This window comes from Myroides sp. DW712, from assembly GCF_046557355.1.
In the GTDB taxonomy this organism is placed as follows: Bacteria; Bacteroidota; Bacteroidia; order Flavobacteriales; family Flavobacteriaceae; genus Flavobacterium.
This window is the reverse complement of record NZ_JBKFDO010000001.1, coordinates 40451-58075: the sequence shown is the minus strand read 5'-3', so window position 1 is coordinate 58075 and position 17625 is coordinate 40451. Positions and strand designations below refer to the sequence as shown.

General features: G+C 36.9%; 17 protein-coding genes and 1 pseudogene. 10 read left to right on the top strand and 8 right to left on the bottom strand.

Annotated elements, in window-relative coordinates:
• Positions 1–393, bottom strand: coding sequence for a RidA family protein (locus tag ACLJX0_RS00250; protein ID WP_410877583.1), 393 nt, complete (start codon positions 391–393; stop codon positions 1–3).
• 80 nt (positions 394–473) lie between these two features.
• Positions 474–1277 carry a DUF6597 domain-containing transcriptional factor gene (locus ACLJX0_RS00245; RefSeq protein WP_410877582.1) on the bottom strand — a complete coding sequence of 268 codons (804 nt, stop codon included), beginning with the start codon at positions 1275–1277 and terminating at the stop codon, positions 474–476.
• 784 nt (positions 1278–2061) lie between these two features.
• Here ACLJX0_RS00245 and ACLJX0_RS00240 point away from each other — a divergent pair.
• From ACLJX0_RS00240 to ACLJX0_RS00225, 4 genes are all read left to right on the top strand, one after another.
• On the top strand, positions 2062–2409 hold the full coding sequence (locus ACLJX0_RS00240; protein WP_410877581.1) for a CidA/LrgA family protein: 348 nt from the start codon (positions 2062–2064) through the stop codon (positions 2407–2409).
• The gene (locus ACLJX0_RS00235; protein WP_410877580.1) at positions 2406–3107 is read left to right on the top strand and encodes an LrgB family protein; all 702 of its coding nucleotides are present in this window, start codon (positions 2406–2408) and stop codon (positions 3105–3107) included. Before ACLJX0_RS00240 ends, ACLJX0_RS00235 begins: the two co-directional genes overlap by 4 nt.
• 205 nt (positions 3108–3312) lie before the next feature.
• On the top strand, positions 3313–5595 hold the full coding sequence (locus ACLJX0_RS00230) for an FUSC family membrane protein (protein ID WP_410877579.1): 2283 nt from the start codon (positions 3313–3315) through the stop codon (positions 5593–5595).
• Between the two features lie 217 nt (positions 5596–5812).
• Positions 5813–7588 carry an AMP-dependent synthetase/ligase gene (locus ACLJX0_RS00225; protein ID WP_410877900.1) on the top strand — a complete coding sequence of 592 codons (1776 nt, stop codon included), beginning with the start codon at positions 5813–5815 and terminating at the stop codon, positions 7586–7588.
• Positions 7589–7638: 50 nt separating this feature from the next.
• Here ACLJX0_RS00225 and ACLJX0_RS00220 read toward each other — a convergent pair whose 3' ends face one another.
• The 5 genes and pseudogenes from ACLJX0_RS00220 to ACLJX0_RS00200 all read right to left on the bottom strand — a co-directional run bounded on the left by ACLJX0_RS00220 (position 7639) and on the right by ACLJX0_RS00200 (position 11188).
• Entirely contained in the window at positions 7639–8154 is a 516-nt protein-coding gene (locus tag ACLJX0_RS00220; protein WP_410877578.1) for a DinB family protein, read from the bottom strand.
• 42 nt (positions 8155–8196) lie between these two features.
• A complete protein-coding gene (locus ACLJX0_RS00215; protein WP_410877577.1) occupies positions 8197–9000 on the bottom strand; it encodes a class I SAM-dependent methyltransferase in 804 nt (267 codons plus the stop codon).
• Positions 9001–9127: 127 nt separating this feature from the next.
• Positions 9128–9307, bottom strand: a pseudogene (locus ACLJX0_RS00210) (hypothetical protein); the annotation flags it as partial.
• Positions 9308–10061: 754 nt separating this feature from the next.
• Positions 10062–10463, bottom strand: coding sequence for a DoxX family protein (locus ACLJX0_RS00205; RefSeq protein ID WP_410877576.1), 402 nt, complete (start codon positions 10461–10463; stop codon positions 10062–10064).
• A gap of 17 nt (positions 10464–10480) precedes the next feature.
• Positions 10481–11188 (bottom strand): SDR family oxidoreductase, encoded by a 708-nt coding sequence (locus tag ACLJX0_RS00200; protein ID WP_410877575.1) that lies wholly within the window; start codon positions 11186–11188, stop codon positions 10481–10483.
• A 294-nt stretch (positions 11189–11482) separates the two neighbouring features.
• Here ACLJX0_RS00200 and ACLJX0_RS00195 point away from each other — a divergent pair, with 294 nt between their 5' ends.
• Positions 11483–12541: a 3-oxoacyl-ACP synthase III family protein gene (locus tag ACLJX0_RS00195; RefSeq protein ID WP_410877574.1), complete on the top strand. Its 1059-nt coding sequence runs from the start codon at positions 11483–11485 to the stop codon at positions 12539–12541.
• Between the two features lie 81 nt (positions 12542–12622).
• On the opposite strand, the gene ACLJX0_RS00190 is transcribed toward ACLJX0_RS00195, so the two are convergent.
• A complete protein-coding gene (locus ACLJX0_RS00190) occupies positions 12623–13186 on the bottom strand; it encodes a transposase (protein WP_410877573.1) in 564 nt (187 codons plus the stop codon).
• Between the two features lie 901 nt (positions 13187–14087).
• On the opposite strand from ACLJX0_RS00190, the gene ACLJX0_RS00185 reads away from it, so the two are divergent.
• The 5 genes from ACLJX0_RS00185 to ACLJX0_RS00165 all read left to right on the top strand — a co-directional run bounded on the left by ACLJX0_RS00185 (position 14088) and on the right by ACLJX0_RS00165 (position 17582).
• The gene (locus tag ACLJX0_RS00185; protein ID WP_410877572.1) at positions 14088–15086 is read left to right on the top strand and encodes a hypothetical protein; all 999 of its coding nucleotides are present in this window, start codon (positions 14088–14090) and stop codon (positions 15084–15086) included.
• 258 nt (positions 15087–15344) lie between these two features.
• Complete coding sequence (gene murQ, locus ACLJX0_RS00180) at positions 15345–16157, top strand: N-acetylmuramic acid 6-phosphate etherase (protein ID WP_410877571.1); 813 nt, start codon at positions 15345–15347, stop codon at positions 16155–16157.
• Between the two features lie 5 nt (positions 16158–16162).
• Positions 16163–16393, top strand: a complete 231-nt coding sequence (locus ACLJX0_RS00175; protein WP_286441966.1) for a DUF6095 family protein — start codon at positions 16163–16165, stop codon at positions 16391–16393.
• A gap of 7 nt (positions 16394–16400) precedes the next feature.
• A complete protein-coding gene (locus ACLJX0_RS00170) occupies positions 16401–16784 on the top strand; it encodes a DNA topoisomerase IV (RefSeq protein ID WP_410877570.1) in 384 nt (127 codons plus the stop codon).
• A 12-nt stretch (positions 16785–16796) separates the two neighbouring features.
• Positions 16797–17582 (top strand): TerC family protein, encoded by a 786-nt coding sequence (locus ACLJX0_RS00165; protein WP_410877569.1) that lies wholly within the window; start codon positions 16797–16799, stop codon positions 17580–17582.
• The last annotated feature ends 43 nt before the right edge of the window (positions 17583–17625 follow it).

Genomic DNA, 17625 nt, shown 5'->3' with positions numbered 1-17625 from the left:
CTAGCTTGCAGCCCAGATTTCTATTTCGATGGCAATATCAGGAAGTCCCAAGGCTGAAATATAGGCAATCGTCATGGATGGGTTTACAGGTCCAAAAAAGGCCTTCCATACGTGGTCAAAATATATCCAATCAATAGGTTGTGTAGACCAAATATTCACCTTAATAACCTCATCAGCTGTTAAGCCTTGACTGGTTAATACTGCTTGAATATTATCAAAAGTGAGCGCAACCTGTGCATTAAAATCCGCAGGAATAACACCGGCTTCGTTAATGCCAATTTGTCCCGAAAAAGTATAGAAGGTCGCTCCAGGAGGAATGATCGTCACATGGGAGTAATTTCCTACGGGTGACGGTACTGTTGTAGGGTTCATTCGAACCATTTTGTTTTGCATCCTATTCATTTTTTAATTACAAGACAAAACTACAACCTCCCTAATCCCTAGAATTGGATAAAACCGACAAGTCTAAAAAATTACTCTTTTTCTTTTTTCCATTCTGGAAAATTAGGTAATTCCTCTTTTGAATGGCGCAAAAATTGCGTTGGATTATTTCCCGTAAAGATTTTAAACTCTCGGATAAAATGAGATTGATCAAAGTAATCTTGGTCGTAAACCAAGGTAGTTAATCGATCAAGATTCGTTGTTTTCAACCGTTCTAAACTCGTTTGAAAACGCATGATTCGGGAAAATACTTTGGGAGACATCCCGATATGCTGTTTGACTAAACGCTCCAAGGTACGTTCAGAAATATTCATTTGTGATTGAATTTCGCCTAGTGATTGTCCACGTTGTAATAAGATAGAAGCAAACTTGGCTTGTTTATTTTCATAGTCGACAGTTTGAATTTGTTGCAGGATAAATGCAGCAAGTAGCTCTACTTTTTCTGCTGTGGATTGCGCTTGTTGCAAACGCTCCAATAAAGGCGTATCAATCAAATCATCAATAGGGATCGTTTGGTTTACTAGATCCGAAGCATCTAACTTAAACAAGGCTTTTAAAGCTGTGGGTTCCAGATAAACTCCTATAATTCGAAAAGGTCCCTCAACCCATTGGTCTGTATAGGTTGTAAAAGGCCCATAAATATAGAGTTGAGGAGCCATTTGCTGTTGGGTATCGCGAAAAAAATTCGGTATATCTTGGTAAATCAAAGCGGGAATTCCATCAGGCAGTATTTTAAACTGTCGGAGACCTTCTGATTCTTCATCACTTTCTAATACCCAAAAATAACGGATATAAGCACGTAATGCAGGTATAGGAAGAATCTCTTGGTAACGCATAAGACAGGAATTAATATAGTAAAGATACGTTTTTTGGTGATTGGTAAATAGTTACCCCTAACCTAAAAAAACAAGTCCCCATACCCAATTCTTCCTATTTAGGGTATAAATAACACAAAATACGGTTGTTTTTCCTATCGCTAAAAACAATAAACAACACCTTTTCAATCAGCTATAAATGTTTTAGTTTTGTTCGGTAGTTGTTCGGTAGTTGTTCGGTAGTTGTTCGGTAGTTGTTCGTAAAACAGCGGTTTTACAAGGTTCTAAGCTATGTTTAGCGAACGAAACTAAACCCGAACAAAACCCCTAGTATCCTCACCTAACCCTCACCAAATCCGAGTCCTGTTTTGCCTTGCACTCCCCTTGTAACCTGACGCTTTTGTTGCGCATAAGTCAGATTGACACACAGGAGCAATACAGTATTCAAAAATAGTACTTGATATCTGATGATTCTATTGCATTAAGCTGAATCAAATCTTGTTTTTCAACGCGCTAACGTATTACGTCAAAAACAAGAATCAAACGACTTACTTTAATAAAGTATTAAGAATCAAAAAAATATAAAACAACAAGACAACAAAGAAATAAAACGACCTATCAATCAGTTAACTATACTAAAAACAGACAATTACAAAAAGAATAATTCCTCTTTTACCAGATAAAAGTTTAGCTATTTGTATTCTTTCTTTCCTAAAAATTAACGCGATTCAGAATAAAATTCTAGCTCATTTTCAAAGGTGCTCCCAAACACTTTTAGTAATTTTGTGTAAAATTTTTATCTAAAATGAACGTAGTCAAACAAGTCGCAGTCATCTTTGGTTGCCTTGCCTTTGGTGAATTAATCATTTACCTCACAGACATCAAACTTCCTTCTAGTATTATTGGCCTTATCACCCTGTGGATTTTATTGCAAACAAAAGCAGTGCGTGTACAGCAAATTCAGGATATTTCGGGATTTCTCATGCGTAATATGGGAATCTTTTTCGTTCCGCCTTGTGTGGCCATGCTCAACTATTTTGATTTGCTGCAAGCCTCCTTTGTTCCCCTTATTGTAGCCACGTTACTCAGTACCATCCTAGTTGTTTTTATTACGGGATTAACCCATCAATTCTTGCGAAAACGAAAAAAATGAGCTTTTTATCTAACCCAACATTCTTACTCTTTTTAGTGGTAGCCCTTTACACCATAGGACTAACGCTCACTGAAAAATACAAATGGATTATTTTTAATCCCATTATTCTGTCTACTGCCATACTCGTTGCTTATTTAGTTCTACTTGACATACCCTATGAAAAATTCAGCCAAGCGGGACAGTACATTGATTTTTTTCTCAAACCTTCTATCGTAGCCCTAGCAATTCCCTTATACCTCAATTGGTCCGTCATCAAAAAACAACTCTTTCCTATTCTCATGAGTCAATGCATGGGCTGTATCACAGGCGTTGTCTCTGTCATACTTTTAGCCCATTGGACTGGAGCCGAACAAGAGATTATCTATTCACTAGTTCCTAAATCAGTGAGTACTCCTATTGCACTTGAGATTTCCAAGTCGATTCACGGAATTCCCTCTATTACTGCTGCAGCTGTAATGATTGCGGGGATATTTGGCAGCATGATTGGCTTTCAAATCCTACATTTCACACGCATCAACAACCCAATGTCACAAGGAATTGCCTTAGGAACCTCTTCTCATGCCATGGGAACGATGAAAGCGATGGAAATTAGCAATAAATATGGAGCGTTTGCCAGTGTTGGCATGATTTTTAATGGTATTTTGACCGCGATCTTAGCTCCATTATTGTTAGCTTTTGTAATGCCTTGGCTCACCTAACTTGCTTTCGGTTTAAATTATTATTAAATTCAAAGCAGCAAACCCTATTGAATCGAGCATTTTGAGTAACTTTATAGGAAATAATACTTCTGTAAAAACGATTATACACTAAATTCACTTGTATCTTCTCGTATTTACAGCTTGTATACCCGATAAAACCAACAATTGCAGAAAAAAGAAAAACGAAACCTAAGCCACTGAAACTATGCTTCAAAAAGCAAGAAAATATACGGACAATACCCATTTAGCAGATTCATTAAAAATCACCATTTCAGCGGTGATTCCCTTTTTAATCTTTATGCCAAGTCAACAATTTGATTGGGCATTTGCGATGGCTGTGGGAGCATTACTAACTGCCCCCGTCGATATTCCCAGTAACCTCAGAGACAAAATAAACGGAATCTTAGTCGGCGCCTTACTTGTTCCCTTTGTAACGTTATTATTATCCTTAACCCAAGGGAACTGGTACTTTTATCCCGTTTTTGTCTTTATTTTCTTCAGCTTAGGAATGATTTCCGTCTATGGACACCGTGCTAATATGCTATCCTTTAGTGGATTATTAGCCGCTAGTTTGGGATTGGCTCACAGCTATGTTGGGAAAGATTTATGGATTCACGGATTACTTCTCCTTTTAGGTGGTTTACTCTATTTAGCAGTGTCTCTCGCTTTTTATTTTATACGACCACGTCGTTATGGGGTTTTACAAACCTCTGAATGCATGGACCTAACTGCAGAATACCTCAAATACCGCGCACAATTGTGGACCCCTGGAGTCAATGCTGACAAAATTGTTGAAGAACAACTCAACATCCAGATTAAACTCAATGATGTTCATGAAAATCTACGTGAGTTCCTCGTCCTCAACAAAGCCAACACTGGAAACTCTTCCAATAACAGACGTTTACTCGTGGCCTTTTCTACCCTAGTGGAAATTTTAGAAATTGCCGTGTCTACATCCTTTGATCACAAAGAGCTCCATCAGCTCCTTGACCAAGATGATCCTACTATTATTACCGATTATCAAGCGTTAGCTGAAAATTTCGCTATCACTATTAAAGATATTGGGGATTCACTTAATATGGGACTCAATTACAAGCCTAAATGTGATTTTGACCGACAACTAGCCGCTTTACAAGAAAAATTGACAGCCTTTATAGCCCATAGTAAATCACCGAATAAAGTGGAAGCTGTACTTTCGTTCTCCAATGTCTTACACTATGCACAAGGTCAGATTGACAAAATTCACATCTTAGAGCGCATCTTAACTGAGAAAACATTTAGTGATAACGTAGAAGACCGCTTCAAAGAGTTGGAAAAATTCTTAACTCCTGTGCATTATCGCTGGGAAACCTTAGTGGTCAACCTAAACTTTACCTCTACGATTTTCAGACATGCTACGCGTTTAACGTTAACCATTTTAGCGGGACTTATCATTAGTAATATCTTTAATCCGCTGAATGGGTATTGGATTTTACTGACCATTGTCGTGATTATGCGACCTGGTTATGGATTAACCAAACAGCGTTCCTTTGAACGTGTTATTGGTACTGTATTAGGTGGAATGATTGCCTTCGGAATGCTATTTATCCTACAAGACAACTATACGTTTATTGCATACTTAACAATTCTGACCATGATTTTGGGCTATTGGTTTTCCCATACGGATTACAAAGTAGGAGTAACCTTCATTACGATGTACGTTGTATTGATTTACGCCATTTTAACGCCTAATTTCATGGATCTATTGATCTATCGCGTCATTGATACCTTGATTGGAGCTCTCTTAGCTTTAGGAGCAAACTACATCCTATGGCCTTCGTGGGAATTCTTGAATGTCAATGTACATTTATCAAAATCCATCCAGGCCAATCAAACCTATGTGAAGGAAATTAAGGAAATTTACAATCAAAAAAGCGAACCTACCCTAGCCTATAAACTAGCGCGTAAATATGCTTTTATTGAAATCGGAAACTTAATGGCTTCCTTTCAACGCATGATTCAGGAACCCAAATCCAAACAGCGCTTGCGCTCTGAAATTTACGAATTAGCCGTGTTAAATCACACCTTTTTATCGACGGCAGCTTCCATAGGGGTCTATGTGCAATCGCGTCATACTACCAAAGCTTCTGAAGCATTTAATATGGTAATGGATTACATTGACAAAAACTTACAGCTAACAAGTAATTTACTCAACAGTACCCCTTCTGAAGAGGATTTAATTACAGCGGAAGACCAAGAAAGCTATCGCGTGAGCATAGGTTATCTACAGAATGTCAGAGAATACGAGTTAAAAAAATCCTATACAGATGATGCGCAAATAAAAAGCTTAATGGAGGAATCAGCTATGGTTATTCAACAGCTGACGTGGTTGGCTCATTTGTCTGAAAAAATATTAAAAATAAGTAAGGTAATTCGAGATAAACGAGAGGAAATGCAGCAGCAGAAAAAACTCGTTTTAAATCCTACATTATTATTTAAAAAAAGCTGAGTTTTCTTTTTTACTAAGAATGTAAAAAGCGATGTTTTTTGTTCTTCAAATCAATTGTAAAGACAAAAAACACTGCTTTTCGTTGCGAATATTCAGCATAAATCTTTTATCTAGTAGCAGATGTACTTCTATTTTTTTAAAAGTTAACAACTTTCCCTTATATAGTCTCGATTTTCTTTTTTTTTTCGTATTTTGCGATAACTAATTAATTTCGATGATGATGAATCCAACTAGACTTTTTGATATTCCTTATTTCCAACACGAACATTTTCCTTTGGAAGATGCGCTGGTAACCAAAGTTAACGGTGTTTGGGAAAAGACGTCATCTGCCATGTATCTTAAAAAAGCAAATGCTTTATCCCGAGCGCTTTTGCGATTAGGGGTTCAACCCAATGATAAAATTGCCGTTATCTCTAGTAATAATCAATCCAAATGGAATATACTGGATATTGGTATTCTACAGATTGGCGCACAAAATATTCCCATTTATCCTACCATTGCTCCAGAAGATTATCAATTTATTTTAAGTCATTCTGAAGCGACCTATTGTGTAGTATCTGATCAGGAAATCTACGATAAACTGATGTCTGTTATCGATCAATTGCCTTTGATTAAAGGCGTCTATTCTTTTGACACGATTTCTGGATGTAAAAATCTAGACGAACTGTTTGAACTAGGAGCAGATGAATCGAACCAAGAACAGGTAGAACAACGCAAAGCTGCAGTAACACCTGATGACTTGGCAACGTTAATCTATACTTCTGGAACAACAGGAAAACCTAAAGGGGTTATGCTGTCACACAACAACATCTTATCGAATGTATTGGGTAGTACTGAACGTGTACCTTTTACCAGAGAACAACAGTTCAAAGCATTAAGCTTCTTACCTTTATGCCACGTCTTTGAGCGTATGTTGATTTATCTCTACCAATACAGTGGAGCGCGAATTTACTATGCGGAGTCCATAGATAAAATGGGAGAAAATATGAAAGAGGTACAACCCAATGTGATGACCGTAGTACCGCGTCTTTTAGAAAAAGTATACGACAAGATTTTTGCCACAGGTTCTGCCTTAACAGGAATCAAAAAACGAATTTTCTTCTGGGCTTTAGAACTTGGATTCAACTATCAACCATACAATAGAGGGTTCTTTTACAATTTACAATTGGGAATTGCCCGTAAATTAGTCTTCAAAAAATGGCAAGAAGCTTTAGGTGGAGAAATGAAAATCATCGTTTCGGGAAGTGCTGCTTTACAACCGCGTTTATCTCGTGTATTTAATGCTGCCGGTATTCCCGTAATGGAAGGCTATGGTTTAACTGAAACCTCTCCCGTTATTGCAGTAAATGACGAGCGAAATAAATCCATGAAGATTGGTACCGTAGGAAAACCATTGAGTAATGTAGTGGTTAAAATTGCAGAAGATGGCGAAATTTTGTGTAAAGGTCCCAACGTTATGCTCGGCTATTACAAAGATGAGGAACGCACCAAAGAAGAGCTAAAAGATGGCTATTTCCATACTGGTGATATTGGAACGATTGATGAAGAAGGGTTTTTGAAGATTACAGATCGCAAGAAAGAAATGTTTAAAACTTCAGGAGGAAAATATGTAGCCCCTCAAATCATTGAAAACACACTAAAACAATCGCGTTTTATTGAACAAGTGATGGTAATTGGAGAAGGTGAAAAAATGCCAGCAGCGTTTATTCAACCCAATTTTGAATTTGTGCGAGCATGGGCACAACGCAAAAATATCAATTTAGGCACCACTAATGAGGAACTTATTCAAAATGAATTAGTTCGAAAACGTGTCGAAAAAGAAGTTGAATACGTGAACCGCAAATTTGGTAAATGGGAACAAGTGAAGAAATTCGAACTAACTCCCGATGTTTGGAGTATTGACAGTGGTCAACTCACCCCTACCCTAAAATTAAAACGAAGAGTTATTTTAGAGATTTACAAAGATCTATACGAAAAAATTTATAGAGCATAAAAAAAGGAAGCCATGGCTTCCTTTTTTAGTTAACAGTTAACCCTTAACCCTTAACCCTTAATCAAAGCCTTTTGATGGTGTTCCACGTGATATATTGCATTATATGCCATTTCTTTTAATGTAATCAATCCCAATAAGGGGTGTGGAATTTGCACGCTTTCAAAATCGTTAACTTCCATTTGTACAATCGCTTCATTTAGCTTACCTATCAATGCCAATAATTGTTGTGTTAACACCTCTTTAGATGAACTATCATCTGCTGGGGGTACAAACTGTTCTGGAGCTTTTCCTCCTGCAGCTAATTTACCCAGATAGATTTCCGTTAGCTCCTCATAGGTTTTATTGAGACGTTCCACTCGACCAAACCTTTCTTCAACTGTTTTTATCGGTTGCATATACACATATACCAAAGGCTGTACACATAATACCAAGTGATGAAGATGTTGAGCCGCATTCCATTTACCTACTGGATGATATTGATATTCTTCTTCTGTCATTTGTTCCACATGTCGAACAAAGCTCTGGTATTTCAGTTCGAGTTGTTCTTTTATTTCTTGTTGATTCATCGATTCTTGTTTTTAATGGTTTGTTCTTTTCCTTTACTTCCCCTACAAAGGAGCCGTGGCAACAAGCGCATAAACCATTGGAATTTTATCTTCCAAATGTTTAATTCTGTACTTATTCGGTTCGAATTCAACCGTATGCGAAAAACACGCATAAGGCGAATAGTCAAACTCTTCAAACTGGTTGATAGACAATCCCATTTTAAGCAAACTAGTTACCACCTCACTCATGCTGTGGTTCCAACAGACGTAAGACTGCGTAATGTCCGCCGCTTTATCCGCATAGGTTCCACTTTCTGTTTCGACAATAGCTTCTCGGTTAAAATAATGGTATCCAATCTTCTGGAAATCATCGTCAAACATCCAAACCACAGGGTGAAATTCAACAAAGATAAATTTACCTCCGGGTTTTAAAAACGTTCGAATCACCTGGGCCCATTTATCCATATCGGGCAACCAGCCAATCACCCCATAACTGGTATAGACGATGTCAAATCGCTCCTTCAAATGATGGGGTAAATCATAGATATCGCAGCAGACAAATTGAGCAGAAGATTGGATTTGTTCCGCCAAGGCTCTCGCATTTTTAATCGCCTCATCTGACAGATCAATTCCCGTTACCTCAGCACCTAGCCTACTCAATGAGAGGGTATCTTGTCCAAAATGACATTGTAAATGCAAGATTTTCTTTCCCTTGATATCCCCCAGTAAATTGAGTTCAATTTCATTTAATGAACTCTTACCCTGAATAAATCCTTCTACATCGTAAAAATCCGACTTTATGTGCGTCTCCGTACGATTATTCCACGAATTTCGATTGATTTCTATATAATTTAATGCTGGTTTCATTTTTTTGTTCTTTGGCGTTTGGCTTTTGATGCGATTATCTTTTATAAAGAGTGATTTTTCTTATACTAGAAGAAAATTAATTTAAATTGATAAATTAAACAGACCTCACCTAATCCTCACCAATCCGTCACCTTTTAATTAATTCAATTGCTTTTTCCAACAGTTCATCGCGTTGTTCACGCACCCCTTGAATTGTTCTTTTTACTTCGATATCCGGCACAATACCTATACGTTGTGTTTCCTTCCCATCAGGATAATACACCCCTAGTCCTGAGATAACGGTTCCTAACCCTCCAGGCAAAACCACCACCAAAACTCCAACAAGGGGTTCTATTTTAGTTTTTACGGAACTATATCTTGTATCCTACTGAAGTGGGAGGATATTTTATGCCCGAAATTTATTTAGGACGCTATTGGAGTCGCACCTAGTAGCTAGCTTTACTATGGTTCTCGATACAAAACTACAAAAGCAACGAAACAAGGACAATACCCCCCTTCCGCTCTCTTCCACTTATGGGATAAAAAAAGCCTTCTTTTTCTTTCTTTTCCGAATTGTAAAATCATAAAACCCTGAATTTAAGCTTTTTAAAAAACAACAATAGAGAGCATGTAAAGGGTTTGTAAGGGGTTAGTTAATACCAACAAGGGTTTTAGGCCTTTTTACCAATCTTCCCCTTTACAATCCCTTTACTATCTACCTATAATCTCACACTTTACCCATCCGTCAATCAACATTTGTTGTCCCCCTTCAAAGGTTTCAAAATTGTAATTTGGATGTGTTTCTTGCGACCGTGAAGCCCAGGTCAGCCCACAAAAAGCAATGGCTGTGCAAAGCTTAGTCTTAAAAATAAACATAATGCTATAATTCGTCTTTTGATTGTTTGCTAAACATACAAAAAACGAATTACTATTTTGCCACTTATTTGTTTTTTCATGATGCGTAAAACCGTGATGCGTAATGCGTAATCCGTAATGCGTCAACTGTAAACTGTAAACTGTAAACTGTAAACTGTAAACTGTAAACCGTCAACCGTTAACTGTCAACCGTTAACCATTAACCATTAAACAAACCAGCCTTTTCTTCCTTTGTACAAGCGGTAAGAACCAGGACCAATCATAGCGATAGCCAATGCACCGACTAAATAAAGTAAATTCAATTCCGCTCCTAACCCTCCAGTTGCAGGGCTTAAAGCAAAGGACCCTCCCCCTTTAACGAGTACCATAGACATCACCATCGTAAAGGCAATCAATACACTAGATAGACGCGTAAACGCCCCAACAATCAATAAAATAGGAGCAATAATCTCTCCAACGGGAACACCAATCCACATCCACGTAGGAAAACCTTTGGCACCCAATTGCTCAATAATCATATCATGTCCGTGGATAATTTTGTGAACACCGTGAAAAATCATCAATCCACCTACACCTAATCGTAAAATAAACTTTCCTAAATCTTGCATATATTTTTTTCTAAGGGTTAACTTGTTTTTAAGGGGCGAATCTCAATTTTACTTGGCAAAGCACGTGGGTTCATTTTTAATAAATCAACCACTAATTCACCAATATCTTCTGGTTGGATTTTCCAGGTATCTTTTTCATTGGGTTCGTGGTTATTAAAATGACTCGTTACGGAGCCAGGTAAAATGGTGGTTACTTTTACATCATGGGCACGTAAATCCAACATAGCCGCTTGGGTAAACCCTACAACACCAAACTTACTGGCATTGTATCCGCTCCCTGTTGCGAAGAAATTAATTCCCGCTAAACTCGCTACACTAATATAGTATCCTTTATTTTGTTTTAACTGTGCTACACTTGCTTTTAAGGTATGGAAAACACCAGTTAGATTGGTGTCAATCATCGTATTCCAATCTTCAATGGACAACTCTTCAATAGAAGCAAAAATACCGACACCTGCATTGGCAATGACTACATCCAAGCGACCAAATTGCTTGACAATCTGTGCCACAGCTTCTACTTCATCTTCATAACGCGTTACATTTGAAGCTAGGGCTAAAACCTGATCTTCAGAACCTAATTCACGCGCTACTTGTTCTACCGCTGCTAACGAACGACCTGAAATAGCCACGCGATAACCAGCTGTTAGCAAAGCCTGTGCAATTCCCTTTCCGATTCCTTTTGTACCGCCTGTAATATAAACTACTTGTGCTTGTTTTATTGTCATATTTGGTTTTAACTTTTAATTTTCACTAAATTAAGGAATAAAAAACATTTCACCACGTATTGTAGATTAATATATCAAAGAACTATCAGCTTGATTTACTATAAATCAAATATTTACATGCATTTTTTTTCTTTACTTCATTAACTTTAAGCTATATTACCTATAATTTCACTTTTTTTTAAGTAGTTCAACCCTGTAATTTCTGTATCTTAGTAGAAGTAACGTATACTAATTATTCAATTAACCTCAAAATAATTACATTTCTATTCGTATTTACTTCAAAAAAATTACACTATGGCTGTTAAAATAAAAGGTTCCGGAAGTTATATTCCCACACAAGTGATAACAAACAACGATTTTCATCAGTTTGACTTTCGCGATGAAAATGGGCAACCTTTAAAAGATTCTAACGAAAGAGTAGCAAAAAAACTGGAACAAATTACAGGTATCCAAGAAAGACGCTATATTACTTCCGACTTAACAACAGCTGCTATCGGCACACTTGCAGCGGAACGCGCCATCGAAAATGCACAAATCGACCCCGAAAAACTAGACTACATCATTTTTGCTCACAATTTTGGGGATATGAAATACGGCACAGATCAATCCGATATTGTACCGAGCCTAGCTGCCCGTGTGAAACACAACCTAAAAATTCAGAATCCCAATTGTGTGGCTTATGATGTCTTATTTGGATGTCCAGGTTGGTTACAAGGCGTTATTCAAGCCTATGCATTTATGTCTTTAGGCATCGCCAACTACTGTTTAGTTATTGGAGCAGAAACCCTGTCTCGTGTCATCGATTTGCACGATCGAGACTCGATGATTTACGCCGATGGTGCTGGCGCTACGGTACTAGAAGTAACAGAGAAAGCTGGTGGAATCATTGCAACCAAAAGCTGTAGTTTCACCGCAGATGAAGCGTATTATATTCACTTTGGGGAATCGTACAAAAAAGAATCTCAACAAGATACGCGATACATCAAAATGTTAGGACGTAAAATCTATGAATTTGCTTTGACAGAAGTACCCAAAGCCATGAAAGCCTGCTTGGACGACAGTGGGGTGCAAATAGATCAAATTAAAAAAATCATTATTCACCAAGCCAATGAAAAAATGGATGAAGCTATCGTTAAGCGCTTTTATGAACTATATGACCGCCCCATGCCTGATTACATCATGCCAATGAATATCCAAAAATTAGGCAATAGCAGTGTAGCAACTCTTCCTACCTTATATGATATGATTGTCAATAAACAGCTGGATAATCACAGTTTTGAACCAGGAGATTATTTACTATTTGCTTCAGTTGGAGCTGGGATGAATATTAATGCCTTTGTCTATCAGGTCTAAGAAATTTTTATAATAAAGCCAAGAGTGTATGCCGTACGCTTTTGGCATTTTTTTTTAAAATGACATCTTATTGTACATCACTTATAGCCATTTTTTAGGATTATTTTGTATATATCTTTTTATATTTTCATAGGCTCTTTCATCGCGAATAATACATTCATAGTAATTTCTATGCCATATCTTAAACATACATTTTTCTAAAAGAAGTAAAGGAATGGTATCTTCTCTATGTTCTCCCTGTATCTTTTGCTTGATGTACTGCTTAACTTCTTGTTTTATCTGCTTTATTACCGCTACTTTATACCCTCTAACAATAGATCCAATTGTCCGAGAAGATGATTGAAATAAAACTGAAGCTTCTTGCTTCAACTTTATATCATCGAGCTCTATAATCATATGGATATGATTGGGCATAACAACAAATTCATGTAAAATGACATAATCGCGTATTTCACTCGTCCGTAACCATTCTGTATGCGCAATTTTCCCAATAGTATTTAATAGCATCTCTCCTTCTATTATTTCGCCAAAAAAAGACGTATTCTTCAAACAACAGATGGTTACAAAATACAATCCATTCCGACTATAATCATATTTTTTTAAACGAATGGATTTTCTATTTTTTCCTGAATTCAATAATCCCATAATTTTCCTTTTTTAAAGGGCGCATTGCAATATCTATCATCCCTAATTTTACTTTTTAAAGGGCACATTGCCATGCGCCCCCACTGTACGGGCACATGGCAATGTGCCCCTTATAATCGATAATCCTCTTTCAAAAGGCATATGCAATATCCTATCATCCATAATTTTCCTTTTTTAAAGGGCGCATTGCAATATCCTATTATCCCTAATTTACTTTTTAAAGGGCACATTGCCATGCGCCCCTACTGTACGGGCACATGGCAATGTGCCCCTTATAATCGATAATCCTCTTTCAAAAGGCATATGCAATATCCTATCATCCCTAATTTTACTTTTTAAAGGGCGCATTGCCATGCGCCCCCACTGTACGGGCACATGGCAATGTGCCCCTTATAATCGATAATCCTCTTTCAAAAGGCATATGCAATATCCTATCATCCATGATTTTCCTTTTTTAAAGGGCGCATTGCAATATCCTATTATCCCTAATTTTACTTTTTAAAGGGCGCATTGCCATGCACCCCTACTGTACGGCACATGGCAATGTGCCCCTTATAATCGATAATCCTCTTTCAAAAGGCATATGCAATATCCTATCATCCATGATTTTCCTTTTTTAAAGGGCGCATTGCCATGCGCCCCTACGCAAATCATATCAAATAATATTCCCTTTTTAACTTTTTCTAAAAGAATTTGTTATAAAAACCTCTTTTCCCCTTTACACCTTTATCATTATTTTTGTTTTAAATTATATTTTTATCAACAAAAAAACAACATACATAAACATCTTATACTAAAAAGTAATAATTTATTTTATTTTTTATATAAAATTCTATTTATGTTTGTACTGCAAATGAGAAGAAAAAAGAAATATCCATTTAATAACAAATAAAAATAAGCTATGAAAAAGAAAATTTTACTAGGTGCTCTAGCGGGATGTATGTTATTCAGTATTGCTTCATGTAGTAGTGATGACAACAAATATCTAACTGAAGTAGACAACGAGAAGGTACCTGAAAAAGAAATTCCCAACACATTAAAGGACGATTACTTTGATATTGAAGGCGGTATATTCAAAGAGGGCGAAATACCTTCAGGAGAAGAAAAATCAATCCTGGATATCAGTGTAAACAAATTCGTCATCAACGGAGGGAAAACAATTGCTACTGTTACTAGTAACACGCCATTATCCGCTGTTCTAATTGGTTTAAAAGAACAGGAAGGTTATTATGAGGTAGCCACAGTAAACGAAGTTCAAGCGCGATCAGGGGAATACTATTACGAGATTATCATTGATTTCTCTCAAGTACTAAATCTAGAAGAATTTGAACTTAAATTTGTTGGTATCATCACCGATGGCAAACGAACAGAAGTATATTTTAAAGCGTTTCAACTTGTTGCTGCAGGAATTGGGGAACTACAAGTTTCTCTATCTTGGGACAAAGAAGACGATGTCGATTTACACCTATTTGATGCGGACAACAATCACATCTATTACGCTAATAAACTAGTACAAAATTTGGAGACAGGTGAGACAATAGGAGAATTAGATATTGATTCTAATCCAAACTGTAACATTGATGGAACCAAAAACGAAAACATCTATTATAAAAATTTAAAAGATGGAACGTATCGAATTTACGTGGATTTGTACCTAAAATGTACCAATTCAACGGGTAGTAAATATGCGGTAAATGTTTTACACAACGGGGTACGTTTAAATCTTTCTAATCAAATGATAGGCACCTTTGCTGATGATTATTACGGAAGTAGAAACACCCCAAGTCAATATGTTCTCATCGGAGCATTCTCAATTGTTAATGGGCAATTTTCTTCTGTTGTAGAAGTAGAGCCCTTACAAAATTTCTCGACTTACCAATCGTTAGTTCGCGAAAAATAAATTCTGAATTCGATGTAGCATACCGTACTCCAAGTACTTCATGCTACTATTATTGTATTCAATTGATTTTTTAAAATTATTTGTCTTTAATTTTATTAATTATGTCAAACGCCAGTAAAATCCCATACTTTTTACTGGCGTTTTTTTGCTTGATCAACAAGAAATTACTGTAGTATATGGAATAAGTTAATCCCTTTCACCCCCATTGAATCTAAACTATTTTGAGTATTTTTGTATCAATTCAAAAAAGCGAGTCTTGTGGATTTTATCAAAATTACAGAGCAACCATCGAGGTATGATCATTTAGAAACAATGTCTATTGAAGAAGTCTTAGTGAATATCAACACCGAGGATCAAGCTGTTCCTTTAGCTGTTAAGCAGGCAATTCCTCAAATTGAAGCTGCTGTGGCTACTATTGTGGAGCAACTCAATAAAGGAGGACGTTTGTTTTATATTGGGGCAGGAACATCAGGACGACTGGGTATTTTAGATGCCTCTGAATGTCCACCTACCTATGGAGTTTCACCTGATTTAGTAATTGGATTAATTGCTGGTGGGGATCATGCCATCCGCCATGCTGTAGAAAATGCAGAAGATGATCCCAACCAAGGTTGGCTCGATTTAGAAGCCTACCAAATCAACGCCAACGATTTTGTGATAGGAATTGCTGCTTCTGGCACTACTCCTTATGTTATTAAGGCTCTAGAAAGCTGTCAAGTCCATAGTATCCCAACGGCTTGTATAACCTGTAATCCCCATAGTCCGCTCAGTCAAGTTGCCCTATTTCCTATTGAAGTTATCGTAGGTCCAGAATTTGTAACAGCTAGTTCTCGCATGAAAGCAGGAACGGCACAGAAACTCGTACTTAATATGATTTCAACGACAACGATGATTCAATTGGGTCGTGTAAAAGGCAACCGCATGGTAGATATGAAGATGACCAATGCCAAATTAATTCAACGCGGCATCGCCATGTTACAAGCCGAATTAAAGGTGAGTAAAGAAGAAGCTTCTCAACTCTTAGACCAGTATCAAAGTGTGCGTGAAGCACTGAATCACTATAAATTATAAACACTATGGAACCTCAAGGTACAAATCGAAAAGTATTACAAAAAGGAGTTAAATACCTTGCTATTACACTGCCTTTATTGTTTCTTGGCCCCATCGTAATTCACAGCTCGTTGAAAAACCAAGGAAACCCGTTTTTTATTCCAGTTTTTGGATTAGGATGTATCATTTGTTTATCCTCTATGTTTTTACTTTTTAAAGGTATTAACACAATTATGAAATCATTATTTGGAAAATAATTATGTTATGAAAACTAAACTATGCTATCTTTTACCCTGCTTTGCTTTATTTGTTTCATGTTACCAACAGGAACGCAATTGTGCGAACTTCCGAACAGGAAAATTTGAATTTGTAACCGAAATTGACGGTGTTGAAAAACGATCTACTTTCGTTCGTACAGGGGAGTATGAAATCGAAGAATTTGAAGGAAAAGTGGACACTTCAAGCATCAGATGGATTAACGATTGTGAATTTATTTTACAAAAGAAAAATCCTAAAAACATGGCAGAGAAAAAAGCAGTAAGTATCAAAATCATTACAACCGATGGAGATAGTTGCGTTTTTGAATACGGTTTAGTAGGTGATGCGCGAAAAGAACGTGGTAACCTCAAGAAAATTGGCGAACTCTAATCCAATCGCTATATGGAGATTTTTTTAACTGCTGACGCTATTGTAGCGTTTATTACACTAACCTTCTTAGAAATTGTCTTGGGAATTGACAACGTCATTTTTATTTCCATAGTCACAGGTAAACTTCCTGAAGAAAAAAGAAAAAAGGCGACTCAAATTGGTTTATTTCTAGCGATGTTTATGCGAATAGGCTTACTATTTGCTATTACGTGGCTAATCAAAATGAAAACAACTCTCTTTAGTATTGACTGGAGGTGGTTTAGCGCTCATTTTAATGGACAAGCACTTATTTTATTGGCAGGAGGAATCTTTTTGATTTACAAATCCACCAAGGAAATACACGAAAAAGTAGCCCATGTTCAAGTGGCTGAAGACATCAGTACTCCACCGAATGCCAAACAAATTGCCACCAAATCCTTTGGCAATATCATCGTTCAGATTTTAGTAATCGATTTGATTTTCTCTATAGATAGTATTCTTACAGCTGTAGGGATGACCAATGGTATTGCGGGTGCATTATACATTATGATTGCAGCTGTGATTGTGTCTGTAGCGGTTATGATGGTATTTGCTGTTCCAGTAGGCACCTTTGTCAACAACAACCCTTCCATTCAAATCTTGGCTCTATCTTTCTTAATTTTGATTGGCTTTATGCTTACAACAGAAAGTATGCACTTATCTGATGCAAAATTAGCTGGACAAGATATTGGTGCTGTACCTAAAGGGTACTTGTATTTTGCTATTGCCTTTTCTTTAGTAGTTGAGTTTATCAATATGCGTATTCGGAAGAAGAAATAGAGAAAACCATTTACGGTGAACAGTTGACCGTTTACGGTGCATA